Raw genomic sequence first — 26,464 nt, forward strand, 5'->3', positions numbered from 1 at the left:
GGATCCGCCGAAGGAGATGCACCATGCCCGTAGCAACCCCCGAGCAGTACGCCGAGATGCTGGACCGCGCCAAGGCCGGCGGATTCGCCTACCCGGCCGTCAACGTCTCCTCGTCGCAGACCATCAACGCGGTCCTCCAGGGGCTCACCGACGCGGGATCCGACGGCATCATCCAGGTCACCACGGGCGGCGCCGACTACTTCTCCGGCCACACCGTGAAGAACCGCGCGGCCGGCGCCCTCGCGTTCGCGCGCTTCGCCACCGAGGTCGCCAAGAACTACCCCATCACCGTCGCGCTGCACACCGACCACTGCCCGAAGGACGCCCTCGACGGCTTCGTGATCCCCATGATCGAGGCCAGCGAGGAGGAGGTCCGCGCGGGCCGCAACCCCATCTTCCAGTCGCACATGTGGGACGGCTCGGCCATCCCGCTGAACGAGAACCTCGACATCGCGACGGACCTGCTCCCCCGCATGAAGGCGATCAACGCGATCCTCGAGGTCGAGATCGGCGTCGTCGGCGGCGAGGAGGACGGCGTCAGCCACGACACCGGCTCGCACCTCTACACGACCCTCGAGGACGCCATCTCCACCGTCGAGGCGCTCGGCCTCGGCGACAAGGGCCGCTACATGGCCGCCCTCACCTTCGGCAACGTGCACGGCGTGTACAAGCCCGGCGGCGTGCAGCTGCGCCCGGCGCTCCTCAAGGAGATCCAGGACGGCATCCAGTCGAAGTACGGCACCGGCGAGAAGCCGTTCGACCTCGTCTTCCACGGCGGATCCGGCTCCTCCGACGACGAGATCGCGGAGGCCGTGCGCAACGGCGTCGTGAAGATGAACATCGACACGGACACGCAGTACGCGTTCAGCCGCTCCATCGCCGACTCGGTGCTCCGCAACTACGACGGCTTCCTGAAGGTCGACGGCGAGGTCGGCGACAAGAAGACGTACGACCCCCGCGCCTGGGGCAAGACGGCGGAGTCGGCCATGGCCGCCCGCGTCGTCGAGGCCACGCGCCAGCTCGGGTCGCACGGCCACTCGCAGAGCTAGCGGGACGCAGCCCAGCGCTGCGCGAACCACGGCGGGGCCGGTCCACCAGGACCGGCCCCGCCGTCGTTCGTCAGATGCCGCGCATCAGATGCCGCGCGTCACGGCCCGCGGCTCGACATGATCTGCTGGAACGCGGGATCCTGCACGATCAGCGTCAGCACGAGCACGCTCGTGATCACGGTCGCGACGATCGCGCCGACGATCGGCACCCAGAAGGCCATGCGCCGGCGCTTCACGAGCTCCAGGGAGATCCACGCGGCGAGCACGAAGACGACGATGTTCACGACGTTCACCGCGATCCCGATGACCGAGGTCTGCGGCGTCACCTCGTAGGTGCCGCCGCCGAACAGCGCGTACGACTGGTTGATGGCGCGCGACGGATCCGCGTTCGCGCCGATGCTGCCGACGACGTTGACGAGGCCCGCGGCGAGCAGGCCGACCGTGATGGCCGCGTCGAAGCGCCGGGGCGCGCGGCGCGGCTCCTGGCCGGCGAGGTACGCGGGGCGCTCCGGACGGGTGCCCGGGGTGGCGCCGGCGTCCGCGGCGGAGGGGGCGGTCGGCGCGCGACGCGTGTCCCGGCGCTCCGTCGCGGCGGCCTTCTCCGCCGTGCGACGGGCATCGGCCGCGGCCTTCTCGGCCTCGCGGCGCTCCGCCTGCTGGCGCTCACGCGCCGCCTTGCGCTCCTCCGCCATCTGCTCGGCGAGGGTCTGCGGCGCGGCGGCCTTGCCGGCCTTCTTCGCGCCGCGACCGGCGGACGCCGGGGCGTCGCGCTCGGCCTGCGCGCGGCGGTACTCCGCCGCCTCGGCGACGATCCGCGCGTCCGCCTCGGACAGCTCCGACGATCCGCCCGCGTCCGACGCGGCCGGCGACGCGTACTCGCCGTAGCGCGGCGCGGGCCGTCCGGGACGGCGCGTGCCGTCGTCGTCGCTCACGCGCGGGTGCGCCCGCCGATGGCGCGGGAGTCCGTGTTGCCGGACTGGTCCTTGCGCAGCTCCTTGGGGAGCGAGAAGACGAGGTCCTCCTCGGCGGTGACGACCGCGGTGACGTCGCCGTAGCCGGCGTCGGCCAGGTCGTCGAGCAGCTCCTGCACGAGGACCTCGGGCACGGACGCGCCGCTGGTGACCCCGACCGTCTGCACGCCGTCGAGCCACTCCTGCTTGACCTCGGACGCGTAGTCGACCCGGTACGACGCCTTGGCGCCGTACTCGAGCGCGACCTCGACGAGGCGGACGGAGTTGGAGCTGTTCGCGGATCCGATGACGATCACGAGGTCGGCGTCGACGGCGACCTTCTTGATGGCGACCTGACGGTTCTGCGTGGCGTAGCAGATGTCGTCGCTCGGCGGGTCCTGCAGGTTCGGGAATCGGGCGCGGAGTCGGCGGACCGTCTCCATCGTCTCGTCGACCGACAGCGTGGTCTGCGAGAGCCAGACGAGGTTGTCGGGGTCCTTGACCTCGATCACGTCGGCGTGCTCCGGGGAGTTGACGACGATGGTCTGCTCGGGCGCCTCGCCCGCGGTGCCCTCGACCTCCTCGTGGCCCTCGTGGCCGATGAGGAGGATCTGCATGTCGGCCTTCGCGAAGCGCACGGCCTCGCGGTGCACCTTGGTGACGAGGGGGCAGGTGGCGTCGATGGCCTGGAGGCCGCGGTCGGCCGCGCCCTGCACGACGGCCGGCGAGACGCCGTGCGCGCTGAAGACGACGTGGGCGCCCTCGGGGACCTCGTCGACCTCCTCCACGAACACCGCACCCATGCGCTCGAGCGTCGAGACGACGTGCACGTTGTGGACGATCTGCTTCCGCACGTAGACGGGGGCGCCGTAGCGCTCGAGCGCCTTCTCGACGGCCACGACGGCGCGGTCGACGCCGGCGCAGTAGCCGCGGGGAGCGGCGAGCAGGACCTTCTTGGGTCCGGCCACCGGGTTATCCTTGAGCCTGTTGCGGACGCCGGGCATCCGCGGCATCGACAGGCTGACGACGGGTGCTCCCACGAGTCGCTGGTCAGTGGTCGCTGTAGTCACAGTCCCGAGTCTAAGCGCCCGTGCTGGGCGACGAGTGGGGGAGCCATGAGCGAGACGCGCACCGTGTCCATGCCGGCGGCCGGCGCCCCGACGGTCGACGCCCCCTGGCCCGTCTCCGTGCTGTCCGGGAAGATCAAGGGCTGGATCGATCGGCTCGGCACCGCGTGGGTCGAGGGCGAGATCACGCAGTGGGGCGGATCCGGCGGCAACGTCTACGGGAAGCTCAAGGACCTCGACGTCGACGCCACCATCAGCTTCACCGTCTGGTCGTCGGTGCGCGCGAAGATCCCGGCCGACCTCGGCCAGGGCGCCCGCGTCGTCGCGCTCGTGAAGCCGAACTACTGGGTCAAGGGCGGCACGCTCACGATGCAGGTGCTGGAGATGCGCCACGTCGGCCTCGGCGACCTGCTCGAGCGCCTCGAGCGCCTGCGCCAGACGCTGCGCGCGGAGGGCCTGTTCGACGCCGACCGCAAGCGCCGCCTGCCGTTCCTCCCCGGCTGCATCGGCCTCATCACCGGCAAGGACTCGGACGCCGAGAAGGACGTGCTCCGCAATGCCCAGCTCCGCTGGCCGAGCGTCCGCTTCCGCGTCGTGCACACCGCGGTGCAGGGCGACCGGGCCGCCGGTGAGGTGACGCGCGCCATCGGGGTGCTCGACGAGGATCCCGAGGTCGACGTCATCGTCATCGCGCGCGGCGGCGGCGACTTCCAGAACCTCCTCGTCTTCAGCGACGAGAAGCTGGTGCGCACGGCGGCCGCGTGCCGCACGCCGCTCGTCAGCGCGATCGGGCACGAGGCCGACCGGCCGCTGCTCGACGACGTCGCCGACCTCCGCGCCTCCACCCCCACCGACGCCGCCAAGCGCGTCGTGCCGGACGTCTCCGAGGAGCTGTCGCGCGTGCAGCAGGCGCGCGCCCGCATCGGCATGCGCCTCACCAGCCAGGTGCGCGGCGAGATCGACCGCATCGAGCAGCTGCGGTCGCGGCCCGTCCTCACGAGCACGGCGTGGATCGTCGACTCGCGCGCCGAGGAGCTCGGCCGCTACATCGCGCGATCCGCGGAGCTCGCCGGCCGCGTCGTCGAGCGCGGGATGCAGCAGACGAGCGAGCTGTCCCGGCAGCTCCGCACGCTCTCGCCGCAGCACGTGCTCGACCGCGGCTACGCCATCGTGCAGACGGCCGACGGATCCGCCCTCCGCACGCCCGTGGACGCGCCCGACGGCACCGGCCTCGTGCTGCGGCTCGCCGCCGGCGCGCTCGGCGCGACCTCCACCGGCCCCACCGACGACATCCCCTCGTCGGCCGCGCGCCTGCCCGCCTCCCCCGCCCCGGGCGCCCGGCCGGCGTCCGGCGCCGAAAGCTAGGATCACCCCCATGCCCACCAGCCCCGCCGACACCGGCGCACGCCTGCCCGACGTCTCCGAGCTCAGCTACGAGGAGGCGCGCGACGCCCTGGTGCGCGTCGTCAACGACCTCGAGCAGGGCGCGTCCACGCTCGAGGAGTCGATCGCCCTGTGGGAGCGCGGCGAGGCCCTCGCGGCCCGCTGCGAGGAGTGGCTGCTCGGCGCGAAGGCGCGCCTCGACGCCGCCCGCACCACCGCATCCGACGCCGGCTGACCGTGGCCAAGCCCCGCACCCCGAACGTCGTCGCCGAGCTCGGCCGGCCCGAGACGCCCGAGGAGACCGCCGCCCGCAAGGCCGCCGACTCCCGCCGCCACCGCGCCAAGCAGACGTTCCGCAACCTGCTCTACTCGCTCATCGTCACCGTGGCGACCGTCGCGGTGATCGTCGCGCTCGTCCCCCGCTCGAACACCACGATCCTCCCCGACGTCGACTACGGCGCGGCGGCCGCCGAGGCGCAGGGCGGGTTCCCGCAGACGCTCGTCGTGCCCGACCTGCCGACGGCGTGGAAGAGCAACGACGCGGAGATCCGCCCGGCCGGCCGCGACGGCGTGGCCGTCTGGTACATCGGCCTCATCACGCCGAGCAACCGCTACATCGGGATCTCGCAGGGCATCGACGCGAACCCCACCTGGCTCGACGAGACGCTGCAGTCGGCGCCCGAGGTGAGCTCCGAGGAGATCGGCGGCCTCGAGTGGACCCTGTACGACAACTCGCAGGCCGACGACCCGGGCAACGTCGTCCTCGCGGCGAGCGCCGTCGACGGCGACAGCACCTACGCGATCTACGGCACGGCCGACGCGAACGAGCTCCGCACGGCGATCGACGCGGTCGCCGCCGCGCGCACCGCCCCGGCGGGCACGACGCCGACGCCCGCCGACGGCACCACCAGCACCACCGCACCCGGAGAGGGGATCGAGGGATGACCGACCAGGACGAGACCGTGCAGAGGCCCGCCGACGTGTGGGCCGAGATGGTGGAGGGCAACGCGCGCTTCGTCGCCGGCACCCCCGAGCACCCGCGCCAGGACGTCGAGCGCCGCGCCGCGCTCGCCCACGTGCAGCGCCCGGTCGCCGCGCTGTTCGGCTGCAGCGACTCGCGCCTCGCGGCCGAGATCATCTTCGACAAGGGCCTCGGCGACCTCTTCGTGATCCGCAACGCGGGCCAGATCATCTCCGACTCCGTGCTCGGCAGCCTCGAGTACGCCGTCGCCGTGCTGGGCGTGCCGCTCATCGTGGTGCTCGGGCACGACGAGTGCGGCGCCGTGCGCGCCGCCATCGAGAGCGCGGCGCCGGGCGCCGAGGCGCTGCCGCCGCACATCGCGAACCTCATCGCGCCGATCGCGCCCGCCGTCCACCGCGTCGCGGGCGACCACGTCGTGCCCAGCGAGGTCGACGCGGGCGAGGTCGGCCGCCAGCACCTGCGCGGCACCGTGACCCGCATGCTGGAGGCCTCGGAGATGATCTCCGACAAGGTGGCGGCCGGTAGCCTGGCCATCGTCGGCGCCAACTACAAGCTCCTCGAGGGCACCGCGGTGCCCGACGTCATCGTGGGCGACATCCCTCGCTAGAGGACACGCCCGCGCTGACCTGCGCGACCCGGGCCCGCGGGGCCCGGTGCATCACCCGTCCCGAAGGAGAGAGAAACAGCGTGGTCGACACTTCCCCCGGATCCGACAGCAGCTCGGCGGACGCGTTCCGCATCGAGCACGACACGATGGGCGAGGTGCGGGTCCCCAAGGACGCGCTGTACGCCGCCCAGACGCAGCGCGCCGTCGAGAACTTCCCCATCTCCGGCCGCGGGCTCGAGCCCGCGCAGATCCAGGCGCTCGCCCGCATCAAGCGCGCCGCCGCGATCGTGAACGGCGAGATGGGCATCGTCGATGCCGACGTGTCGGCCGCCATCGTCTCCGCCGCCGACGAGGTCGCGGGCGGATCCCACCACGAGCACTTCCCCATCGACGTGTACCAGACGGGCTCCGGCACGAGCTCGAACATGAACATGAACGAGGTCCTCGCGGCCCTCGCGACCGCGTCGCTCGGGAAGCCCGTGCACCCGAACGACCACGTCAACGCGTCGCAGTCGTCGAACGACGTCTTCCCCACCTCGGTGCACGTCGCCGTCACGGGCGCGCTCCTCGCCGAGCTGATCCCCGCCCTCGAGCACCTCGCGGAGGCCCTCGAGACGAAGGCCGAGGCGTGGAAGGGGCTCGTCAAGGCGGGCCGCACGCACCTCATGGACGCGACGCCGGTCACGTTCGGCCAGGAGTTCGCCGGCTACGCGCGCCAGATCCGCCTCGGCATCGAGCGCGTGCGCACCGCGCTCCCCCGCGTCGCGGAGGTCCCGCTCGGCGGCACGGCCACCGGCACCGGCATCAACACCCCGGTCGGCTTCCCGCAGAAGGTGATCCGCGTGCTCGCGGACGACACCGGCCTCCCCGTCACCGAGGCGCTCGACCACTTCGAGGCGCAGGGCGCGCGCGACGGCCTCGTCGACGCGTCCGGCGCGCTGCGCACCCTCGCGGTGAGCCTCACCAAGATCTGCAACGACATCCGCTGGATGGGCTCGGGCCCGAACACGGGCCTCGGCGAGCTGCACATCCCCGACCTCCAGCCCGGGTCCTCGATCATGCCCGGCAAGGTCAACCCGGTCATCCCCGAGGCTGTGCTCATGGTCTGCGCGCGCGTCATCGGCAACGACGCCACCGTCGCGTGGGCGGGAGCCTCGGGCCTGTTCGAGCTCAACGTCGCGATCCCGGTCATGGGCTCGTCGCTGCTCGAGTCGATCCGCATCCTCGCCTCCTCCACGCGCCTGCTCGCCGACAAGACCGTCGACGGCCTGCGCGTCAACGAGGAGCACGCGCGGGCGCTCGCGGAGTCGTCGCCGTCGATCGTCACGCCGCTCAACCGCATCATCGGCTACGAGGCGGCGGCGAAGATCGCGAAGCACTCGGTCGCGCAGAAGATGACCGTGCGCGAGGCCGTCGTCGACCTCGGCTACGTCGAGCGCGGCGAGATCACCGAAGAGCAGCTCGATGCGGGCCTCGACGTGCTGCGGATGACGGCGCCCGGCCTGTAGGCCGCCGCTCCGCACCGACGACGACGGGCGCCGATCCCCTCGGGGACCGGCGCCCGTCGTCATGCGCGGGGCACGTGGATCACATGGGGTCGCCGTCGAGCAGCCCGGTGACGAGCGCCGCGATCGCGCTCCGCTCCGAGCGGGTGAGCGTGATGTGCCCGAACAGCTCGTGGCCCTTGAGCGTCTCGATGACGCTCGCGACGCCGTCGTGCCGGCCGACCCGCAGGTTGTCGCGCTGCGCGACGTCGTGCGTGAGCACCACGCGCGAGTTCTGGCCGATGCGGCTGAGCACCGTGAGCAGCACGTTCCGCTCCAGCGACTGCGCCTCGTCGACGATCACGAACGCGTCGTGCAGCGAGCGCCCGCGGATGTGGGTGAGCGGCAGCACCTCGAGGATCCCCCGCTCCACCACCTCGTCCATGACGTTCTGCGAGACCACGGAACCCAGGGTGTCGAACACGGCCTGCGCCCACGGGTTCATCTTCTCGGCGGCGTCGCCCGGCAGGTAGCCGAGCTCCTGGCCGCCCACCGCGTACAGCGGCCGGAACACCATGATCTTGCGGTGCTGCTGCTTCTCCAGCACGGCCTCGAGCGCGGCGCACAGGGCGAGCGCCGACTTGCCGGTGCCGGCGCTGCCGCCGAGGGAGACGATCCCCACCTCGCGGTCGAGGAGCAGGTCGATCGCGAGACGCTGTTCCGCCGATCGGCCCTTGAGGCCGAACACCTCGCGGTCGCCGCGCACCAGGTTCACCGTGCCGCGGCGGACGACCCGGCCGAGCGCGGACCCCCGGTCCGAGTGCAGCACGACGCCCGTGTTCACGGGCAGGTCCTGCACGACGCGCGTCTGCAGCGACTCGCCGTCGTAGAGGTCGGCCATCTGCTCGCTGGAGAGCGTGACGTCGGCCATGCCGGTCCAGCCGCTGTCGACGGCGAGCTCGGCGCGGTACTCCTCCGCCTGCAGGCCGATGGAGGCGGCCTTCACGCGCAGCGGCATGTCCTTCGAGACGACCGTGACCGCGAGGCCCTCGGTCGAGAGGTTGAGCGCGACCGCGAGGATCCGCGAGTCGTTGTCGCCGAGCTGCAGGCCGTTCGGGAGCGCCGCCATGCTGGAGTGGTTGAGCTCGACCCGCAGCGTGCCGCCGGCCTCGCCCACCTCGATGGGGAAGTCGAGCCGCTCGTGCTCCTCGCGGAGCTGGTCGAGGAGGCGGAGGGCCTGGCGCGCGAAGTAGCCGATCTCCGGGTCGTTCCGCTTCGACTCGAGCTCGGTGATGACGATGACCGGGATCACCACCGCGTGCTCGGCGAAGCGGAAGAGCGCCCGCGGGTCGGACAGGAGGACGGAGGTGTCGAGCACGTACGTGCGCTCGGCCTGCGGCGTCCCCTCCCCCCGGCTCGCGCGTCGTGCTGTGCTGCTCTGGCTGTCCATCGGGGCCACGGGCCACTCCATCCCCGAGCGGTCGCGCTCGGATCCTGACGGCGATCGGGCCACGGTGGCGAGAAGAGATCCTGCGGCCCTCTCGATCGGGCGCCATGCCCGATGAGTGCGAACCTACGTCGCGCACCGGCGCCATGACCAGAGCGACGCGGGTCCGGATGTGTCGTGGACATTAACTCTTCCTCCGCGCGCCCCGGACCGCGCCGGGGAGCGCGTCAGGAGCCGAAGCGGCGCTGGCGGGAGGAGTAGTCGCGCAAGGCGCGGAGGAAGTCGACCTCGCGGAGGTCGGGACCCAGCGCCTCCATGAAGTAGAGCTCGCTGTGGGCCGACTGCCACAGCATGAAGTCGCTGATGCGCTGCTCGCCCGAGGTGCGGATCACGAGGTCCGGATCCGGCTGCCCGCTCGTGTAGAGGTGCTCGCCGATGAGGTCGGGCGTGAGGAGCGCCGCGAGGTCCTCCAGCGTGCCGCCGGCGAGGTGGTGCTGGTGCACGATGCTGCGCATGGCGTCGGCGATCTCGGTGCGCCCGCCGTAGCCGACGGCCAGGTTGATGTGGAGCCCGGCGTTGTCCTTCGAGCGCTCCTCGGAGGCGTCGAGCCGGGCGATGAGCTCGGGCGGCAGGCCCTCATCGGATCCGACGTGCTTCACCCGCCAGTCGCGGTGCCGGGAGAGGTCCTCCGCGAGCTCGCCGATGATGTCGATGAGCGCGGTGAGCTCCGCGCTGCCGCGGCCCGTGAGGTTGTCGGTGGAGAGCAGGTAGAGCGTGGTGACCTTCACGTCGAGGTCGTCGCACCACTCGAGGAACTCGAGGAACTTGGCCGCTCCGGCGCGGTGGCCGTGCGCCGCGGACTCGAGCCCGAGCTGGCGGGCCCAGCGGCGGTTGCCGTCGAGGATCATCGCGATGTGGTGCGGCAGCGCGTTCCGGTCGAGGCCGCGGCGGAGGCGCTTCTGGTACGCCCGGTAGAGCAGACCGCGCCACGGTCGGATCGGCTTCTCTCGCACGGAGGCCACGCTATCCCACCTGCCCGTGAGCCCGGATCGCCCGCCAGGCCGACGTCGTGGACGGCTGTCCTACACTCGCAGGATGACGCCCGCCGCCCCGTCCCCCGGCCCGCTCAGCACCCCGGATGGCGCGTCGCCGGAGGACGACCACGTCGCCCACCTCCCGCTCGTCGAGGACGCGCAGGACGTCGGACCGGAGCCCAAGCCCACCTGGCGGGGCTGGCTGCACGCGGGGATGACGCCGGTGGCGCTCGTGCTCGGGATCGTGCTCATCGCGGTCGCCGACGGGGCCGCGGCGAAGATCGCGTGCGCCGTGTTCGTGGCGTCGTCGCTCCTGCTGTTCGGCGTCTCGGCGGTCTACCACCGGTTCGACTGGTCGCCGCGAGCCAAGATCCTGCTCAAGCGGATGGACCACGCCAACATCTTCCTGCTCATCGCGGGCTCGTACACGCCCATCACGGTGCTGGCGCTGCCGCACGACAAGTCGGTGCTGCTGCTCTGGCTGGTGTGGTCGGGCGCCGCGATCGGCGTGCTCTTCCGCGTGCTCTGGATCCACGCCCCGCGCTGGCTCTACGTGCTGCTATACCTCGTGCTCGGGTACGCGTCGCTCGTCTTCATCGTCGACTTCTTCCGCGCCGACGCCGCGATGATGACGCTCATCCTCGCGGGCGGCCTCGCCTACACGGTGGGCGCGGTCGCGTACGCGCTGAAGCGGCCGAACCCCTGGCCCGGCCGCTTCGGCTTCCACGAGATCTTCCACGCGTGCACCCTCGTGGCGTTCCTCTGCCACTGGACGGGGATCCTCCTGGTGGCGACGCACCCGCCCGTCGTCTGACCGGAGCTCGCACCGGCCTGCGCAGCCGGGTCAGGCGTCCGCGGTCAGGCGCCCGCGCGCCCGAAGCCGGGGAACCGCGCGACGAACCCCGGGTGCGCCGCGAGCAGCTCGCGGGCGTACCGGGGGTGGTTCGCCGTGGTCGCGTCCACGTCGAGCTCCACGATGCGGCGCACCTCGCCCGGTCCCTCGAGGAGGGACGCGTGCACGCGGAGCCCCGCGTCGTGCAGCCCGTCCACGAGCGACCGCGTGAGACCGCGCCACGGCAGCATGATGGTGCGGGCCCGCGTGGGCGCGACCACATCGCGCCACTCGCCGTCGATGTCGGCGACGAGCAGGCCCGTGCCGCGCGGGAGGTCGGGCAGCCCGGTCATCACGTCCACGAGCGCCTGCGGGTGGAAGCTGATGACCGTGCAGCGTGCCCGGTCGGCGTCGCCGCGGGCGCGCAGGAGCGCGACCAGGGGTCCCGCCGCCGCCGGCGCCTTGACCTCCACCTGCACGAGCCCACGCGTGCGGTCGAGCACCTCGTCGAGGGTCGGCACGCGCTGGCCCGAGCCGAGGTCCACCGAGCGGACCTCGGCCAGCGTCAGCTCCTCGACGGGCGTGTCGAGGTGCGGGCCGGGTGCCGCCGCCGTGCGCTCGAGCGTGCGGTCGTGCAGCACGACCAACTGCCCGTCGCGCGTGAGGCGCACGTCGAGCTCGATCTCGTCCGCCCCGGCCCGCTCCGCCGTCGTGAACGACAGCATCGTGTTCTCCGGGCAGTCCGCCATGCTGCCGCGGTGGCCCGCCAGCAGGAAGGTGCGCGGAGAGCCGGTCACAGGTACGGCTCGACGTTCTCCGTGTAGGCGGACGTGAGCTGCGTCGCGGCGGCCGGGAACACCGCGGCCGGGTCCGCGTCCTGCGTGAGGATCTGCGACCACGGCTGCTGCAGGTACGTGTCGCCGTTCGGGATCAGCGTGCGGGCCCAGTCCTGCGAGCGCACGTGGTCGAGGCTGTCGTACACCGTGCGGAAGGCCGGGTTCGAGGCCCAGAAGCCCGTGAGGTCGGACGACTCGCCGGCCGACGTGCGCACGGGCGCGTAGCCCGTCTTCTTCGCGAAGGCGACCTGCTGGTCGACCTCCGTGCAGTGCTTGATGAACATGGCCGCGGCCAGCTGCTGCTCCTTGGTCTTGCTGCCGATGACCGCGAGGCCCGTGCCGCCCGTGGGGACGAACTGGCCCTGGGGGCCGCCCGGGAGCACGCCCGTGCCGATCGGGAACTTGGCGCTCGCGGTGACGATGCCGACCGCGCCCGCCGAGGCGATGGTGCAGGGCGCGAGCCCGCCCGCGAAGTCGACCGCGGTGTCGCCGCTGGCCGCCGCCACGTTCGCGATCTTGGAGTCGAAGACGAGGCCCTGCGCGTAGCGGGCCGCCTCGAGCGTCTCGGGCTGGTCGAGCTTCAGGTCCCAGCCGTCGGAGTACTGGCCGCCGCGGCCCCAGAGGACGTTGCTCATCGCCCACGTGCCGATGGATCCCTGGGGCATGCGGAAGGCGGGCGTGCCGCCGGTCGCCTTCATGATCGCGGGCGCCCACTCCTCGAGCTCGGCCCAGGTGTCGGGCGCGCGGTCGGGGAGGCCGGCCTTCTGCCAGATCGACTTGTCGTAGTAGAAGATCGGCGTCGAGCGCGCGTAGGGCACCGCGTAGCGCGCGCCGTTGTACAGGTAGTCGTCGAGGAACACCTTGTTGAAGTCGTCGAGCTCGAAGCCGAGGTGCGACATGAGGCCGTCCATCGCGATCGACTGCTTGTTCACCATGTAGCGGAACCACCAGGTGTCGCTGGCGTTCACCATGTCGGGCATGCTGTCGGTTCCCGCGGCCGCCTGCAGCTTCTGCGCGATCTCGTCGTAGCTCGCGCCGCCCGTCACCACGTTGACGGTGATGCCGGTCTTCGCGAGGAAGTCCGCCGCGAACTGCGCCTCGAGGTCCGAGGTCTGCCCGGGGTGGGTGGTCCACCAGGTGATGTCGGTGGCGGGCTGGATCCCGTCCCAGTCGGTGTCGGGGGCCGCGGTGGCCGCCGTGTCGCCGCCGACGGACGGACCGGAGCAGGCGGCGAGCATCGCGGTGCCGCCGAGGACGGCGCCGAGCTTCAGCACGCTGCGGCGGTCGAACGGGCGGGCGGCGAAGCCGCCGAGGGCCGAGCGGGGATCGATGGGCATGGTTCTCCTGGGTTCGGGATGCGGGTCGAGCGGGGAGGTGGTGGGGCGGGAGGGAGAGGCGCGTCAGCCGGTCACGGCGCCGGCGGTGAGGCCGCCGACGATGCGCCGCTGGAAGACGAGGAAGACCGCGAGCACCGGGATCGTGACGATGACGGTGCCGGCCATGAGCACGCCCCAGTTCGTGATGCCCGTGGTGTCCTGGAGCAGGGTGAGGCCGACGGGCAGCGTCATCATGTGCGGATCGGTCGTGACGAGGAGCGGCCAGAGGTAGTCGTTCCACTCGCCGACGATGGAGACCAGGGCGACGGCGGCGATCGTGGGGCCCGACATGGGGATCACGAACGACCACAGGCGGCGGAGGTGGCCGGCGCCGTCCATCGCCGCGGCCTCGAGCACGGAGCCCGGCAGCGTGAGGAAGTGCTGGCGGAAGAGGAAGGTGCCGTACGCGCTCGCGACGCCGGGGAGGATGAGGCCCGGGTAGGTGTTGATCCAGCCGAGGCCCGCGATGACCTGGTAGTTCGGGATCATCACGATCTGCTGCGGCACGAGGAGCGCGAGGATCACGACGCCGAACCACACGTTCTTGAACGGCACGCGGATGAAGACCAGCGCGTACGCGGTCATCAGGCCAAGCAGCACCTTGAGGCCCGAGCCCGCGATCGTCTTGATGAGGCTGTTGGTCGCGAGCGTCGAGAAGGACACCGTGTCGGACGCGGTCGCGTAGTTCGTCGGCGCGAAGGACGACGGCAGGAGCTTGAGGGGCAGCGAGTAGATCTCGCCGAAGTCCTTGAAGCTGGTGAGCACCATCCAGACGAGGGGCAGGAGCATGACGACCACGGCGAGGGCGAGCGCGAGGTACGTGCCGGCGAGCGACGGGCGGGCGGATCCCGACGCGGACGGACGGAGGCCGCGACGAGGGCGGCGCGCACCCGCGGGAACCGCCGCGGGCTCGGGGCGGGCGAGGGTCGTGGTCACGAGTAGTGCACCTTCCGCTGGACGACGACGAGCTGGACGAGCGTGACGACGAGCAGGACGAGGAACAGGATCGTGGCGACGGCGGACGAGTAGCCGGCCCGTCCGGCCACGAAGCCCTCGTGGTAGATCTGGTACATCATCGTGGTGGTCCCCTGCAGCGGCCCGCCCTTGGTCATGGCGCTGATGAGGTCGAAGGTCTGCAGCGAGCTGAGCAGCGTGGTCACGCTGAGGAAGAACGTGGTCGGGCTGAGCAGCGGCAGCACCACGCGGAGGAAGGTGCGGATGCGGCCGGCGCCGTCGAGGGCCGCGGCGTCGAGCAGGTCCTTCGGCACGGCCTGGAGGCCCGCGAGGTAGATGAGGGCGCAGTAGCCGAGGTCGCGCCACACCTGCACGGTGGTCACCATCGCGAGCGCGGCGCCCGGGTCGCTGTACCAGTCGGGCGACGGGAGGCCGACGAGCTGGAGCCCCGCGGAGATCAGGCCGAAGTTGGGGTCGAAGACGTAGAGCCAGAGGAAGCCGACGGCGACGCCGGAGAGCACGTACGGCGCGACGATGATCGTGCGCACGGGCCCGCGCAGCCGGATCCGCCTGTTCAGCAGCACCGCGACCCCGAGCCCCAGCGCCATCGAGCCGACCACCGTCACTCCGGTGAAGATCAGCGTGACCCGGATGACCGTGGGCGTCTGCGGGTCCTGGAACCAGGCGACGTAGTTGGCGAGGCCGACCTCGCGGGCCACCGAGGATCCGATGTTCCACTGCAGCGTCGAGTAGTAGAAGGACTCGAGGAGCGGCTTGTACGTGAAGACCGCGAGCAGGAGCACGTTCGGGCCGACGAAGGCGAGGAAGAGGAGCCCGTCGCGGAGGCGTCCCGGGCGGCGGCGGCGCGAGCGGGGGGCGGCGCCGGCGGGCGGGGCGACCGCGGGGATCGTGGAGGACACCGCTCCGGGCGGTGGCGCGACCCGGGCGGGCGCGGGGGCGTGCGTCATGTCCGACCTCCTCTGGGGACACGAGGAGGGAACGTTCCCTTCGTGCCTGGCCAAGGTACGGAGGGTGAGTTAACGGCGGGGGGCCCGCGGGTGGCGAGCGGGCGGCCGAGCGGCGACCGGCGCCCCCCGGACGGGGGTCGCCGGTCGTCGGCGGGCGGATCAGCCGTCGACCATCAGCCCCCGTGGTGACCGTGGCGCCAGTCCCCGATCGAGGGCACTCCCACGTAGTAGGGATCCGGCTCGGCCGGGCTGTGGTTGTGCCCCATGGCGACGACGCTGACCCCGTCCGAGTCGGCGGTCGCGGGTGCGGCGGCGGATGCGTGCGCGATGCCCAGGCCGACGCCGGCCGAGAGGGCGATCACGGCGACGGCCGTGACGGACCCCGTTCGGCCGAGGCGGCGGGAGGGTCGGGTGGAGGGCGTGGTGGGTGACATGCTCGTGGGGCTCCGTTCTCGTGGGGATCACGAGGCTACGGAGCCCGAGGGCCGATGGGCTGGTGGACGTCCACAGCGCCGACGGGCCCGCCGACCGGGAGGGGCGTCGTTCAGCCGCGCGGCGGACCTGCGGGATCGTCCGGATCCGCGGGGCCGTCGTCGTCCGCGGCCGTCGCGCCCGGCATGCGGAGGTCGCGCTCGGGCGCCGCGTCGCGCGCGAGGTCGGCCTCGAGCTTCTCCGCCTCGAGCCGGCCGCGGATCTCCTCGCGGTAGCGCGTGCGGCGGATCCGGCGGGTCATGTCGACCATGAGCAGCAGCACCACCACGGCGACGAAGAAGATCGCGATGAAGCCGATGGGGCCGGGCGAGACGGTGTCGGGGTCGAACTCCGCCGTGGGCGTGGGGCTCGGCGTCGTGGTCACGGCGGTCGCGAGCCGCAGGACGAGGTCGGCGCCCATCACGCGACCGCCTCCTGCTCCTCGTCGACGATGCCGGCGAAGAGGTCGTGCTCCTCGTCCGGCACGTCGACGCGCGACTCCACGAGCTGGAAGTCCTCGAACGGCCACGCCCGCTGCTGCAGGTCGCGCGGCCAACGGAAGAACGTGCTGTCGGGCGCGACCTGGCTCGCGTGGGAGAGGAGCGCGCGGTCGCGTGCCTCGAAGTGGTCGGCGACGTGGACGTGCGTGGTGGCGAGGTCGGGGCGGTCGCCCATCCAGCCGAGCATCTCGTCGACGGCCTCGAGCATCTCCGCGGCCGCATCGGTGGCGACCAGGTGCTCGCGCACGGCGCGGAGCTTGGCGCCGTTGAAGATCCGGTCGAAGTAGAGCTTGGAGATCTCCCACGGCTCGCCGGCGTCGGGGTAGGAGCCGGCGACGCCGGACTCGCGCCAGGCCTCCATCGCGATCACGTGCGCCTGGATGTGGTCGGGGTGCGGGTAGCCGCCGTTCTCGTCGTACGCCACGAGCACGTGCGGGCGGAACCCGCGCACCAGGCGGATGAGCGGCTCGGCCGACACCTCCACCGGGATGCTCGCGAAGGCCGCGGGCGGCAGCGAGCCGTCCTCGCGCGCCATGCCCGAGTCGACGTAGCCGAGCCAGCGGTGCTGCACGCCCATGACCGCCTGCGCGCGCGCCATCTCGATGCGGCGGAGCCCCGGCAGGTCGCGCTCGGCCATCGCCCGCTCGGCGAGGCCCTCGTTGAGGATGTCGCCGGCCTCGCCGCCCGTGCAGCTGACGACCATGATCTCGGCGCCCTGGTGCGTGTAGTGGGTGTAGGTCGCCGCGCCCTTGCTGGACTCGTCGTCGGGGTGGGCGTGCACGGCCATGAGGCGCAGGGTCACGGGGCTCCAAGGGTGGGGAAGGTAGTCTGGATCCCCAGAGTACAAGGTGCGTGTGAGGAGATCGCCGTGACGACCGAGTCCCGCTCCCCCGCCCCCGCAGGCCCGCACGCGGACGACGACGAGACCGTCGAGCACCGCGTCGCCGGGCCCCGGTCGACGCCCGCGCTCGACGAGCGGTACGGCCGCACGCGACCCGCCCGCATCCGCCAGCGATGGCTCTACGGCGTCGCCGGCGGCCTCGTCGCGCTGGTGTTCGGCGCGTGGGTGCTGTGGGCCGGGCTCGACCAGGCGTCGGGGAGCATCGACGCCACCGACCGCGCGTTCGACATCGTCGACGACCGCACCATCGACGTGACCTTCTCCGTCGTGATGCCCGCCGGCACGGAGGCCTACTGCGCGGTGCAGGCGCAGGACGAGCAGCGCTCCATCGTCGGCTGGAAGGTCGTGGAGCTGCCGGCCCAGGACGGCTTCGAGCGCATGGAGACAGTGCGCCTGCGCACCACAGGTCCCGCGGTGACCGGGTTGATCCACAGCTGCTGGCCCGCCTAGAGTGGGGGATTCGCCTCGACGGTTCCGTCGGGGCGTCCGTGCGAGTGCAAGGAGTCCATCGTGGCGCAGGAGCAGGCAGTCACCTGGCTGACCCAGGAGGCGTTCGACCGCCTCAGCAGGGAGCTCGACACCCTCAGCGTGCAGGGCCGCGAGGAGATCGCGAAGAAGATCGAGATCGCCCGCGAGGAGGGCGACCTCAAGGAGAACGGCGGCTACCACGCCGCCAAGGAGGAGCAGGGCAAGATCGAGGCGCGCATCCGCCAGCTCACGCAGCTGCTGCGGACGGCCGAGGTCGGCGACGCCCCGGAGAGCCACGGCGTCGTGGAGCCCGGCACGGTCGTCACCGCGCTCATCGCCGGCGACGAGACCAAGTTCCTGCTCGGCAACCGCGAGATCGCGGGCGACAGCGAGCTCGACGTCTACAGCGAGCAGTCGCCGCTCGGCGCCGCGATCATCGGCTGGGAGGTCGGGCAGAAGGGCGCGTACACCGCGCCGAACGGCCGTGAGATCCCCGTCGAGATCCAGGCCGTGGAGAACTACACGCCGTAGGGCGAGCGGCACGACGACGAGGGGCGCGGACCATGTGGTCCGCGCCCCTCGTCGCGTGCGCGGCGCTCAGTCGCGTGCGCGGCGCTCAGTCGCGCTGGAGGCGCGGGTCGTAGCCGGCGTCGCGGAGCCGCTGGACGACCTCGCCCGTGTGCTCGGGTCCGCGCGTCTCCACGCTCACCTCGAGCTCGACCTCGCTGATCTGCAGGCCCCGGCCGTGGCGCGTGTGCAGCACCTCGACGACGTTGGCATTCGCCTCGGAGATGATCTGCGACGTGCGCGCGAGCTGACCCGGGCGGTCGGGCAGCATGATCCGCAGCTTCACGTAGCGGTCGCTCGCGGCGAGGCCGCGGCTGATGACGCGCTCCATCATGAGCGGGTCGATGTTGCCGCCGGAGAGGATCACGACCGTGCGGCCGGCGTCCTTCACGAGCCCGGCGAGGACCGCGGCGACGCCCACGGCTCCCGCGGGCTCGACCACGAGCTTCGCGCGCTCGAGCAGGAGGAGCAGGGCGCGCGCGGTGTCGTCGTCCTCGACCGTGACGACCTCGTCGACGCTCTCGCGGATGATGTCGAAGTTCAGCAGGCCCGGCTTCGCGACCGCGATGCCGTCGGCGATGGTGGGCGTGATCTCGATCTCGGTCGCGCGGCCGGCGGCGAGGGACGGCGGGTAGGCGGCGGCGTTGCGCGCCTGCACGCCGATCACGCGGATCGTGCGGCCCTCCTCGGCGGCGCGCAGCTTGAGCGCGGTCGCGACGCCGGAGATGAGGCCGCCGCCGCCGATCGGGACGACGACCGTCTCGACGTCGGGCGTCTGGTCGAGGATCTCGAGGCCGAGCGTGGCCTGGCCCGTGATGACGTCCTCGTGGTCGAACGGCGGGATGAGCACGGCGCCGGTCTGCGCGGCGAACTCCGCGGCGGCCAGCAGCGGCTCGGCGACCGTGTGCCCGCGGAGGATGACCTCGGCGCCGTACTGGCGCGTGGCCTGGAGCTTCGGGAGCGCGACCCCGACGGGCATGAAGATCGTGGCGCGGATCCCGAGCTCGCGCGCCGCGAACGCCACGCCCTGCGCGTGGTTGCCGGCCGACGCGGCCACGACGCCGCGCGCCTTCTCCTCGTCGGTGAGGCGCGAGATCCGGTTGTACGCGCCGCGGATCTTGTAGGAGCCGGTGCGCTGCAGGTTCTCGCACTTGAGGTGCACGGGGCTGCCGAGGATCTCGGCGAGGAACCGCGACGACTCCATCGGCGTCACCTCGGCGACGCGGCTGACGATCTCACGCGCGGCCTCGATGCGCGCGAGCGTGGGCGCGGAACCGCGGGGCAGCTCCCCGGCGAGCGCCGCGGCGTCCTCCCCCAGCTGCGACGGGTCGAGCTCGTCGCCGACGGCGCGCAGGTGCGGGAGGTCGGCGTGCGGGGCGGCGGCGGCCTCCTCGGCGGGGGTCCGTGCGGGGGCGGCGTCGGTCATCGGGTGGGCTTCCTCGGGTTCGGGCGGCGGGTGGCGTGCGCGGCGTCGGCGGGGACCGCGGGAGGCGGCGGCTCGGGTTGCCCGCGCCATGCCCCGCTGGCGACGTGCTTGACCATGGAGTTGAGAGTGGCGACGAGCGGCACGGCGAAGAACGTGCCGGCGATCCCGCCGACCATGCCTCCCGCGGCGACCGAGAGGACGACCGCGAGCGGGTGCACCTTGACGACGGAGCCCATGATGAGCGGCTGGAGCACGTGGCCCTCCACCTGCTGCACGATGAGCACGATGGCGATCATGATCAGCGCCTGCGTCAGCCCGTTGTAGACGAGCGCCACGAACACGGCGAGCGTGCCCGTGACGACCGCGCCGACGATCGGGATGAACGAGCCGAGGAACACGAGCACGCCGATGGGGATCGCGAGCGGCACCCCGATGATCGCGGCGCCCCCGGCGATGCCGATCGCGTCGATGAGCGCGACGAGCACCTGCACCTTCACGAAGTTCTGCAGCGTGCTCCAGCCGGCCCTGCCCGCGCCGTCGACCGCGGGACGCGCGAGCCGCGGGAACAGCCGCACGACCCAGCGCCACATGCCCGCGCCGTCGATGAGGATGAACAGGGTCGAGAAGAGCACCAGCAGCACGCCCGTGAGCACGTGGCCGAGCGACGACGTCACGGACAGGGCGCCGCTGAGGAGCGCGCCCGCATCCCGCTGCACGGCGTCGACCGCCTGCGCGTACGCGTCGTTGAGCTGCTGCTCGGACAGCTGGAGCGGCCCGTCGGTGAGGAACCCGCGGAGGTCGGCGTAGCGCGTGAGCGTCTGCGCGCGGAGGGAGTCGTACTGGCCGATGATCTGCGTCGTCACGAGGTACACGAGGGCGGCCACCGCGACGATCACGCCGATCTCGGAGATCGCGACCGCCAGCCACTTGGGCACGTGGTGGCGCTGCATCCACTGGGAGATGGGCACGAGCAGGGCCGCGAGCACGATGGCGAGGAACAGCGGGATGACCACGTACTCCAGCTGGATCACGAGCCACGCGACGACCCCGAGCACGCCGAGGATGAGGAGCAGCCGCCAGGCCCACGCACCTGCGATGACCATCCCGGGCGGCACGGTCTCGGCGACGGTGCGCGCGACGGGCTGGACGGAGTCGATGTCGGGCTCGGCGGGCCGCTCGGCCGCGCGGGCGGCTGCCGCGGCGCGCGCACGGGATCGCTGGCCGAAGATCATGCTGGGAGTCTAGGACGGGGCTCCCGTGCGGCCGCTCCCCGCCGGGCCGGTGCCGCCCGGTCGGGGGTCGCCGCTAGCGTCGCAGCATGGCCGACTCCGTCTCCCCCGCCCTCGCCCGACGCGTGGCCCTGGCGGCGCAGGGGCTGGGCCGGCCCCATCCGGTCGCGGCGGCGGGCACGCGGCGCCTGGCCGCGGAGATCCAGCGCCTCGGCCTGCTGCAGATCGACTCCGTCAACGTCTTCGAGCGCAGCCACCACCTGCCCGTGCTCGCCCGCGTCGGGCCCTACGATCGCGCGGCGCTCGACCGGATGCTGTTCGGCGGCGGCGGCGCGTACACCGAGTACTGGGCGCACCAGGCAGCCGTGCTGCCCGTCGAGGACCTGCCGCTGTTCGGATGGCGGATGGCGGCGGAGCGCGCCCGGCGCACGCGACCCGGCTCCTGGGCGCTCGAGCACGTGCCCCTGATCGCCGAGGTCCGGGCCGAGCTCGCCCGCACGGGCCCGGTGCCCGCCAGCGCGATCGAGCACGAGTCGAACGTCCGCACGGGCCCGTGGTGGGGCTGGTCGGACGTGAAGCGCGCGCTGGAGGCGATGTTCGCGTGGGGCGAGATCGCGAGCGCCGGCCGCCGCGGGTTCGAGCGCGTCTACGGGCTCGCGGAGGACGTGCTGCCGGCCGCGGTCCGCGAGCGCGAGGTGCCCGAGGAGGACGCCGTGCGGGAGCTCGTGCGCCGCGCCGCCGTCGCGCACGGCATCGGCACGGCCGCCGACCTCGGCGACTACCACCGGCTGTCCCGCGCCGCGACCGACCGCGCCCTGCGCGACCTCGCCGATGCGGGCGAGGTGCTGCCCGTCACCGTGCCCGGCGGGGAGGGGCGCGGGAAGCCGCTGCCCGTGTGGCTGCACCGCGACGCGCGGCTGCCCCGGCGGATCCGCGGCGAGGCCCTGCTCTCGCCGTTCGACCCCGTCGTGTGGTTCCGCGAGCGCGCGCTGCGCCTGTTCGACCTGCACTACCGGATCGAGATCTACACGCCGGCGGCGCAGCGCGTGCACGGCTACTACGTGCTGCCCGTGCTGGTGGACGACGAGATCGTCGCCCGGGTGGACCTCAAGAGCGACCGGCAGGCGGGCGTGCTGCGCGTGCAGGCGTCGTGGATCGAGGGGCGCCACGATCCCGCGACGGTCGCCGAGCGCATCGCGCCGCTCCTCGAGCGCGCGGCCGCGTGGCAGGGGCTCGAGGGCGTCGGGGTCGTCGACCGCGGCACGCTCGCGCCGGCGCTGCGGGCGCACCTGCCGGCCGTGGCGGCGACGGCGCCGACGCCGCTGCAGAGTCCGCCGGAGTGATGCGCCGCCGCTAGAACTGCACGCGGGGCGGCTCGGCGATGGACGCGAGGCTCGAGACCTCGTAGAAGTCCCGCTCGCCGAAGCCCAGCCCGCGCACGAACAGCGTGTTCGGGAACTGCGTGATCTTGGTGTTCAGCTCGCGCACGCCGCCGTTGTAGAAGCGGCGCGACGCCTGGATCCGGTCCTCGGTGTCCACCAGCTCGCCCTGCAGCTGCAGGAACGTCTGGCTCGTCTGGAGCTGCGGGTACGCCTCCGCGACCGCGAACAGCGACTTCATCGCGCCCTGCAGGTGCTCCTCGGCGGCGCTCGCCTCCGAGGGGTTCGCGGCGCTGATCGTCTCGGTGCGGGCGGACGCGACCTTCTCGAACACCTTCTGCTCGTGGGTGGCGTAGCCCTTGACCGACTCGATGATGGTCGGCAGCAGGTCGGCGCGCCTCTTCAGCTGCACCGTGATGTCGCTCCACGCCTCGTCCACGCGGACGTTCAGGGTGACGAGGGCGTTGTACGTGGCCCAGAGGTAGATGCCGACGAGAACTGCCAGGAGCACGACGACTCCGAGCGCGATCCACAATTCCATGCTCCGGATCCTACGCGCGGGCCTGGGGAGGACCCGGGGTACGCGGCGCGGGCGCACCCGTTCTGGGGGCGTGGGCGGGCAGCCTCCGGGTCCACCGCCTCCGGGTCAGCCGCGCTCGCGGAGGGTGTCGCGGAGGAAGCGGTACGAGGAGCGGGGCGTGCGGTCGCCGGTGCGCGCATCCACGTGCACGAGGCCGCGCGGTGCCTCGCGCCCGGCCTCCCACTCGAAGCCGTCGAGCAGGCTGCCGGCGATGACGGCCTCGAGCCGCACGCCCTCCGCCGGGCCGCCGGGCGCGACGGCGGCGAGCGCCTGCACGAGGTGGTCGGAGATGGCGTGCGCGCGGCGCGGATCCCGGCGCGAGCCGTCCCGGTCGTCGACCTGCTCGGGGTGCGCGGCGTCGAGGCCCGAGAGCACGACGGGCGGCAGGGCGTCGCCGTAGCGCGCGCGGAGGTCGGCGAGCACGGCCGGCACGAGGTCGGGCGCGACGGGGTGCCCGTCGAGGGACGCGGGGTGGTCGGTCCAGGGCAGCGCGGCGAACGGGATCGCGGTGGATCCGGCGACGAGGCGCGGCACCGCGGCCACGCGGATCGGGTCGGCGAGGGCGACGCCGTAGTGGTCGAGCGGCTGGCCGATGGAGCGGAGGTCGGCGGGATCCACGCGCCCGAGCCGATCGAAGGCCTCGGCGTGCGGGCCGGCGAGGTCCGGGTAGCGGCCGAGGAGCACGGCGTCGGCGAAGAGGTCCTGGTGCAGGGCACGCGCCACGATGGCGGCGGCGCGGTCGTCGTCGTCCCCGGAGGCGGCCTCGACCACGCGGTGCGCGTTCACGATGCCGACCCGGGCCGCGGAGCTCGAGCCCCGGATCGCCTCGACCGCACGGCCGTGCGCGAGCAGCTGGTGGTGCACGGTGGGGAGCGCGTCGAGCCCGAGGCGGGCTCCGGGCGCGTGCGTCCCCGTGACGTGCCCGGCCATCGTGGTGAGCGCGGGCGTGCGGAGCGTGACCCAGTCGGGCACGCGGTCGGCGAGCGCCTCGGCGGCGAGGTACGCGAGGTCGCCGAAGCGCAGCGCGGTGTCGCGGTGCAGCCAGCCGCCGCGGTCCTGCAGCTCGACGGGCAGGTCGTGGTCGTGCAGGGCGGCGCGCGGGCGGATCCCCGCGGCCAGCAGCGCGTCGACCAGCTCGTCGTAGAACGCTATGCCCTCGCGGCGGAGGCCCCCGCGGGCCTCCGGCTGGATCCTCGACCAGGAGAGGGAGAAGGAGAGGACGTCGGCGCCGAGCTCGGCCGCGAGCGCGACGTCCTCCCGGTACCTCTCCATGTGCCGGGCGCCGCGCTCCGGGTCGCTGCCGTCCGCCACCGCGCCGGGCCGTCGGGCGAACGCGTCCCACACGGACTCCGTGCGGCCGCCCTCGTGCGCGCGGCCCTCGACCTTGGTCGCGCTCGTGCTCACCCCGATGCGCGGGCCACCCGCGAGGAGACCCGCGAGCTCGGTCGGCGTCGGGCGGTCGGGGGCGGCGGCGCGGGAGGTCACGTGAGCCAGTATCGGCCACCGGGGACGCCCAGCCGGCGCCCCGGCGCCGGGCACGCGCCGCACAGGTTCTCCTACCACTTCCGTCACGGTCGGTGCGTGCGGTTGACACGCCCGGATGCAGCCGTCTGAATGGACGCACGGTGCAGCAACTGGCGAGGAACGAGGATCGTCCGTCCACGGGGGGTGGAGCGGGCGGTGTCCGTCGATCCCGCGAGCGGCTCGTCCGCACGGCGTCGGTCCTCCTGCTGCTCGCGGCGCTCACCGCCGGCGGCACGGCCGCCGCCTCCGCCGCCACCGACACCCCCGCCCCCACGCCGAGCCCCGTCCCGTCCGGCGCGCCGGCACCCGCGCCGACGGTGGAGACGCCGCCGTTCTCGACCGACGGCTCCATCGTGGTCACCGGCACCCGGCCCGCCGGCGCCGACGTGCAGGTCACCATCGCGAGCGTCCCCGCCGCCGTCACGCTCCCCTCCTCCACCACCTGGCGCGCGACCGCGACGGGCGTCCCGGACGGGCAGAGCCCCGTGCGCGTCACCGCGGGCGGGCAGGAGGCCACCGCGACGGCGTCCGTCCTTCGGGCTCCCGGCGTCAACAGCTTCTCCGTCGTGACCACCGGGCTGGTCAGCGGCACGGGCTACCCGGGTGCGATCGTCGACGCGCGCTCGGGATCCGCCGCCTGCCGCGCCACCGTCGGCTCCTCGAGCACGTGGGCGTGCCTCCTCGCACCGCCGCCGCCCTCCGGCACCGGCGTCCCCGTGACCGCGACCCAGTCCACGCCGTGGAGCACGGGCACGCCCGCCGTGGGACGCGGCACGGGCAGCTTCGACACGACGGCGCCGAGCGCCGCGATCATCACCGCCCCCGCGGCCGGCGCCACCGTCGACGGCACGGGGATCACGATCTCCGGCACCGCCGACGAGGACGGCGCCGTCGTGCGCGCGTACCTGACGGGCTACGGCGACGCGGCGTGCCAGGCGCAGGTCGCCGGCGGCCGCTGGTCGTGCACGACCGGCACGCTGCCGCCCGGTCCGCTCGGGATCACGGCGACGGTCACGGATCCGCTCGGCAACATCAGCACGCTGGCCGCGGAGGTCGACATCACGGTCGCGCAGCCCGCCTCCTCGCCCACGCCGGGCGCGACGACGCCGCCCGCGAGCGCGACGCCCGAGGCCACCAGCTCGCCCGAGGGCACGCAGGCGGCCCCCGCTCCCGGATCCGGTCCCGGCGGCGGCGGGGGCGGCGGCACGACGGGCGCCGCGCCCGGACCCGACGGCGCGCCCGGCACCGGATCCGCACCCGCCGCCCCCGCGCCCGGCACCTGGAACGCGCCCACGCGCTTCGGCACCTCGCTCCAGCCGCTGCCCGCCGCGTTCACCGACGGCCGCGGACTCCTCCCCCTGCTGCTCGCGCTCGGCGCGGTGCTGCTCGTGACCCTGCCGGCCCTCCTCCTCCGCGGGGCGCTCGTCGCGCGCTTCGGCGGCCGCCACCGCGCGGCCGAGGACGTGACGCCCCTGCGGATCATCCCCCGCGGCGACGCCGGCGCCCTCACCACCCGGGCCGCGGCGGCCGCCTTCACCGACTCGACCGCGACCACCGGCCAGCTGCGCATCATGCCGGGACGGCTCGACTCCGCGCCCATCCCCGTGCCCGCCCGCCGCGAGCCCGAGCCGACGCTCCTCGGCGCCCGCCCCGCGCACGAGCCCGGCCGCGCCGGCCGCTGGGGTGCCGCCGCGGCAGCCCTCGCCCTGGCCGCCGCGCTGGCCGCGCTGTCGCTGCCCGTGGGATCCGACCCCAACGCCGTCCGCCTCTTCCTCGCGGCCCTCGTGGGCCTCGCCGTCGTCAACGGCGTCGGCGTGGTCGCGGTCGCCTCTGTGGCGGGCCGTGTCGGAGCCGGACCCGCCCGGGTGCGGGCCGTGCCCGCCCTGCTCGTCCTCTCGGCGACCGCCGTGCTCGCGTCGCGGGCGTTCGGGCTCGCCCCGCCCATCGTCATCGGCCAGGTCCTCGGCCTCGTGGCCGACGACCGCGACGACCGGTCCCGCGCCCGTCTCGCGCTCGTGCAATCGGGGTCGCTCGCGACGCTCGGCCTCCTGGCCTGGATCCTCTACGGCTTCGTCCCCGCGGACGGCGCCATGTGGCCGCAGCTGGCGAACGAGCTCCTCAGCGTCATCACCCTCGCCTCCCTCAGCTCCGCGGCGCTCGCGCTCGCGCCCGTCTCCCTCGTGCTCGGACGCTCGCTGCTCCTGCGCTCCCTGCCGCTGTGGGCCGTCGTCAGCGTCGCCGTCCTCACGCTGGCGTTCGCCGCGGTGGCCACGACCGCGAGCGGCGTGCCGGCCGAGGTGTGGATCACGGCCCTCGTCATCTCCGCCGCCTTCGCGGCCGTGAGCATCGCCGTGTGGCTCTGGATCCGCGTGGTCGAGCCCTCCCTGCAGCGCCTCTAGCAGCCGTCCCCCGCCGCTGTCCCGCTGCCGCGCCGCGTCTGGTGCGGATGC

26 protein-coding genes are annotated in these 26,464 nt (G+C 73.4%); 11 read left to right on the plus strand and 15 right to left on the minus strand.

Going from position 1 to position 26,464, the window contains the following annotated elements:
* Positions 1–23: 23 nt before the first annotated feature.
* Complete coding sequence (gene fbaA / locus JOE38_RS06335; protein ID WP_045528764.1) at positions 24–1,049, plus strand: class II fructose-bisphosphate aldolase; 1,026 nt, start codon at positions 24–26, stop codon at positions 1,047–1,049.
* Between the two features lie 98 nt (positions 1,050–1,147).
* Here fbaA and JOE38_RS06340 read toward each other — a convergent pair whose 3' ends face one another.
* A complete protein-coding gene (locus tag JOE38_RS06340; RefSeq protein WP_204575374.1) occupies positions 1,148–1,981 on the minus strand; it encodes a DUF6264 family protein in 834 nt (277 codons plus the stop codon).
* Positions 1,978–3,012 carry a 4-hydroxy-3-methylbut-2-enyl diphosphate reductase gene (locus JOE38_RS06345; RefSeq protein ID WP_043560941.1) on the minus strand — a complete coding sequence of 345 codons (1,035 nt, stop codon included), beginning with the start codon at positions 3,010–3,012 and terminating at the stop codon, positions 1,978–1,980. Before JOE38_RS06345 ends, JOE38_RS06340 begins: the two co-directional genes overlap by 4 nt.
* A gap of 102 nt (positions 3,013–3,114) precedes the next feature.
* On the opposite strand from JOE38_RS06345, the gene xseA reads away from it, so the two are divergent.
* From xseA to JOE38_RS06370, 5 genes are all read left to right on the plus strand, one after another.
* Positions 3,115–4,431, plus strand: a complete 1,317-nt coding sequence (gene xseA, locus JOE38_RS06350) for an exodeoxyribonuclease VII large subunit (RefSeq protein WP_204575375.1) — start codon at positions 3,115–3,117, stop codon at positions 4,429–4,431.
* A 10-nt stretch (positions 4,432–4,441) separates the two neighbouring features.
* The gene (locus tag JOE38_RS06355; RefSeq protein ID WP_012038920.1) at positions 4,442–4,684 is read left to right on the plus strand and encodes an exodeoxyribonuclease VII small subunit; all 243 of its coding nucleotides are present in this window, start codon (positions 4,442–4,444) and stop codon (positions 4,682–4,684) included.
* Between the two features lie 2 nt (positions 4,685–4,686).
* Entirely contained in the window at positions 4,687–5,394 is a 708-nt protein-coding gene (locus JOE38_RS06360) for a DUF4245 domain-containing protein (RefSeq protein WP_204575376.1), read from the plus strand.
* Positions 5,391–6,038, plus strand: coding sequence for a carbonic anhydrase (locus JOE38_RS06365; RefSeq protein ID WP_204575377.1), 648 nt, complete (start codon positions 5,391–5,393; stop codon positions 6,036–6,038). Before JOE38_RS06360 ends, JOE38_RS06365 begins: the two co-directional genes overlap by 4 nt.
* Before the next feature lie 80 nt (positions 6,039–6,118).
* The gene (locus JOE38_RS06370; RefSeq protein WP_204575378.1) at positions 6,119–7,546 is read left to right on the plus strand and encodes a class II fumarate hydratase; all 1,428 of its coding nucleotides are present in this window, start codon (positions 6,119–6,121) and stop codon (positions 7,544–7,546) included.
* 79 nt (positions 7,547–7,625) lie between these two features.
* Here JOE38_RS06370 and JOE38_RS06375 read toward each other — a convergent pair whose 3' ends face one another.
* Complete coding sequence (locus JOE38_RS06375) at positions 7,626–8,972, minus strand: PhoH family protein (protein WP_204577135.1); 1,347 nt, start codon at positions 8,970–8,972, stop codon at positions 7,626–7,628.
* A 224-nt stretch (positions 8,973–9,196) separates the two neighbouring features.
* On the minus strand, positions 9,197–9,982 hold the full coding sequence (locus JOE38_RS06380; protein ID WP_204575379.1) for an isoprenyl transferase: 786 nt from the start codon (positions 9,980–9,982) through the stop codon (positions 9,197–9,199).
* An 82-nt stretch (positions 9,983–10,064) separates the two neighbouring features.
* Here JOE38_RS06380 and trhA point away from each other — a divergent pair, with 82 nt between their 5' ends.
* On the plus strand, positions 10,065–10,817 hold the full coding sequence (trhA, locus tag JOE38_RS06385) for a PAQR family membrane homeostasis protein TrhA (RefSeq protein WP_204575380.1): 753 nt from the start codon (positions 10,065–10,067) through the stop codon (positions 10,815–10,817).
* 44 nt (positions 10,818–10,861) lie between these two features.
* On the opposite strand, the gene JOE38_RS06390 is transcribed toward trhA, so the two are convergent.
* The 7 genes from JOE38_RS06390 to mca form a co-directional block, all read right to left on the minus strand.
* Positions 10,862–11,632, minus strand: a complete 771-nt coding sequence (locus JOE38_RS06390; RefSeq protein WP_204575381.1) for a glycerophosphodiester phosphodiesterase — start codon at positions 11,630–11,632, stop codon at positions 10,862–10,864.
* On the minus strand, positions 11,629–13,008 hold the full coding sequence (locus JOE38_RS06395) for an ABC transporter substrate-binding protein (RefSeq protein WP_204575382.1): 1,380 nt from the start codon (positions 13,006–13,008) through the stop codon (positions 11,629–11,631). The genes JOE38_RS06390 and JOE38_RS06395 overlap by 4 nt, the downstream gene beginning before the upstream one ends.
* Positions 13,009–13,071: 63 nt before the next feature.
* A complete protein-coding gene (locus JOE38_RS06400) occupies positions 13,072–13,983 on the minus strand; it encodes a carbohydrate ABC transporter permease (RefSeq protein ID WP_204575383.1) in 912 nt (303 codons plus the stop codon).
* The gene (locus JOE38_RS06405; RefSeq protein WP_204575384.1) at positions 13,980–14,969 is read right to left on the minus strand and encodes a carbohydrate ABC transporter permease; all 990 of its coding nucleotides are present in this window, start codon (positions 14,967–14,969) and stop codon (positions 13,980–13,982) included. The genes JOE38_RS06400 and JOE38_RS06405 overlap by 4 nt, the downstream gene beginning before the upstream one ends.
* Before the next feature lie 173 nt (positions 14,970–15,142).
* Positions 15,143–15,403: a hypothetical protein gene (locus tag JOE38_RS06410; RefSeq protein WP_204575385.1), complete on the minus strand. Its 261-nt coding sequence runs from the start codon at positions 15,401–15,403 to the stop codon at positions 15,143–15,145.
* A 110-nt stretch (positions 15,404–15,513) separates the two neighbouring features.
* Positions 15,514–15,861: a hypothetical protein gene (locus JOE38_RS06415; RefSeq protein WP_204577136.1), complete on the minus strand. Its 348-nt coding sequence runs from the start codon at positions 15,859–15,861 to the stop codon at positions 15,514–15,516.
* The gene (gene mca, locus JOE38_RS06420; protein ID WP_204575386.1) at positions 15,861–16,742 is read right to left on the minus strand and encodes a mycothiol conjugate amidase Mca; all 882 of its coding nucleotides are present in this window, start codon (positions 16,740–16,742) and stop codon (positions 15,861–15,863) included. Before mca ends, JOE38_RS06415 begins: the two co-directional genes overlap by 1 nt.
* A 66-nt stretch (positions 16,743–16,808) precedes the next feature.
* Here mca and JOE38_RS15905 point away from each other — a divergent pair, with 66 nt between their 5' ends.
* Positions 16,809–17,291, plus strand: a complete 483-nt coding sequence (locus JOE38_RS15905; protein WP_204575387.1) for a DUF4307 domain-containing protein — start codon at positions 16,809–16,811, stop codon at positions 17,289–17,291.
* Positions 17,292–17,351: 60 nt separating this feature from the next.
* Positions 17,352–17,840: a transcription elongation factor GreA gene (gene greA, locus JOE38_RS06430; RefSeq protein WP_086513190.1), complete on the plus strand. Its 489-nt coding sequence runs from the start codon at positions 17,352–17,354 to the stop codon at positions 17,838–17,840.
* A gap of 85 nt (positions 17,841–17,925) precedes the next feature.
* On the opposite strand, the gene ilvA is transcribed toward greA, so the two are convergent.
* Together ilvA and JOE38_RS06440 are read right to left on the minus strand one after the other, a co-directional pair.
* Positions 17,926–19,302 (minus strand): threonine ammonia-lyase, encoded by a 1,377-nt coding sequence (ilvA, locus tag JOE38_RS06435; RefSeq protein ID WP_204575388.1) that lies wholly within the window; start codon positions 19,300–19,302, stop codon positions 17,926–17,928.
* Positions 19,299–20,534, minus strand: a complete 1,236-nt coding sequence (locus JOE38_RS06440; protein ID WP_204575389.1) for an AI-2E family transporter — start codon at positions 20,532–20,534, stop codon at positions 19,299–19,301. The genes ilvA and JOE38_RS06440 overlap by 4 nt, the downstream gene beginning before the upstream one ends.
* An 86-nt stretch (positions 20,535–20,620) precedes the next feature.
* Here JOE38_RS06440 and JOE38_RS06445 point away from each other — a divergent pair, with 86 nt between their 5' ends.
* A complete protein-coding gene (locus JOE38_RS06445) occupies positions 20,621–21,874 on the plus strand; it encodes a winged helix-turn-helix domain-containing protein (RefSeq protein ID WP_204575390.1) in 1,254 nt (417 codons plus the stop codon).
* Between the two features lie 10 nt (positions 21,875–21,884).
* On the opposite strand, the gene JOE38_RS06450 is transcribed toward JOE38_RS06445, so the two are convergent.
* Together JOE38_RS06450 and JOE38_RS06455 are read right to left on the minus strand one after the other, a co-directional pair.
* Positions 21,885–22,451 (minus strand): LemA family protein, encoded by a 567-nt coding sequence (locus JOE38_RS06450; protein ID WP_204575391.1) that lies wholly within the window; start codon positions 22,449–22,451, stop codon positions 21,885–21,887.
* A gap of 105 nt (positions 22,452–22,556) precedes the next feature.
* Positions 22,557–23,975 carry a glycoside hydrolase family 1 protein gene (locus JOE38_RS06455; protein WP_204575392.1) on the minus strand — a complete coding sequence of 473 codons (1,419 nt, stop codon included), beginning with the start codon at positions 23,973–23,975 and terminating at the stop codon, positions 22,557–22,559.
* A 140-nt stretch (positions 23,976–24,115) separates the two neighbouring features.
* On the opposite strand from JOE38_RS06455, the gene JOE38_RS06460 reads away from it, so the two are divergent.
* Positions 24,116–26,413: a hypothetical protein gene (locus JOE38_RS06460; protein ID WP_204575393.1), complete on the plus strand. Its 2,298-nt coding sequence runs from the start codon at positions 24,116–24,118 to the stop codon at positions 26,411–26,413.
* The last annotated feature ends 51 nt before the right edge of the window (positions 26,414–26,464 follow it).

The organism is Clavibacter michiganensis (assembly GCF_016907085.1).
Classification (GTDB): Bacteria; Actinomycetota; Actinomycetes; order Actinomycetales; family Microbacteriaceae; genus Clavibacter; species Clavibacter michiganensis_O.

Excerpts from the sequence above, each read along its gene's own strand:
- fbaA (WP_045528764.1), top strand. The coding sequence starts at position 24 with ATGCCCGTAGCAACCCCCGAGCAGTACGCCGAGATGCTGGACCGCGCC.
- JOE38_RS06345 (WP_043560941.1), bottom strand. The coding sequence starts at position 3,012 with ATGCCGCGGATGCCCGGCGTCCGCAACAGGCTCAAGGATAACCCGGTG.
- xseA (WP_204575375.1), top strand. The coding sequence starts at position 3,115 with ATGAGCGAGACGCGCACCGTGTCCATGCCGGCGGCCGGCGCCCCGACG.
- JOE38_RS06355 (WP_012038920.1), top strand. The coding sequence starts at position 4,442 with ATGCCCACCAGCCCCGCCGACACCGGCGCACGCCTGCCCGACGTCTCC.
- JOE38_RS06365 (WP_204575377.1), top strand. The coding sequence starts at position 5,391 with ATGACCGACCAGGACGAGACCGTGCAGAGGCCCGCCGACGTGTGGGCC.
- JOE38_RS06375 (WP_204577135.1), bottom strand. The coding sequence starts at position 8,972 with ATGGACAGCCAGAGCAGCACAGCACGACGCGCGAGCCGGGGGGAGGGG.
- trhA (WP_204575380.1), top strand. The coding sequence starts at position 10,065 with ATGACGCCCGCCGCCCCGTCCCCCGGCCCGCTCAGCACCCCGGATGGC.
- JOE38_RS06395 (WP_204575382.1), bottom strand. The coding sequence starts at position 13,008 with ATGCCCATCGATCCCCGCTCGGCCCTCGGCGGCTTCGCCGCCCGCCCG.
- JOE38_RS06405 (WP_204575384.1), bottom strand. The coding sequence starts at position 14,969 with ATGACGCACGCCCCCGCGCCCGCCCGGGTCGCGCCACCGCCCGGAGCG.
- JOE38_RS06410 (WP_204575385.1), bottom strand. The coding sequence starts at position 15,403 with ATGTCACCCACCACGCCCTCCACCCGACCCTCCCGCCGCCTCGGCCGA.
- JOE38_RS06415 (WP_204577136.1), bottom strand. The coding sequence starts at position 15,861 with ATGGGCGCCGACCTCGTCCTGCGGCTCGCGACCGCCGTGACCACGACG.
- ilvA (WP_204575388.1), bottom strand. The coding sequence starts at position 19,302 with ATGACCGACGCCGCCCCCGCACGGACCCCCGCCGAGGAGGCCGCCGCC.
- JOE38_RS06440 (WP_204575389.1), bottom strand. The coding sequence starts at position 20,534 with ATGATCTTCGGCCAGCGATCCCGTGCGCGCGCCGCGGCAGCCGCCCGC.
- JOE38_RS06445 (WP_204575390.1), top strand. The coding sequence starts at position 20,621 with ATGGCCGACTCCGTCTCCCCCGCCCTCGCCCGACGCGTGGCCCTGGCG.
- JOE38_RS06450 (WP_204575391.1), bottom strand. The coding sequence starts at position 22,451 with ATGGAATTGTGGATCGCGCTCGGAGTCGTCGTGCTCCTGGCAGTTCTC.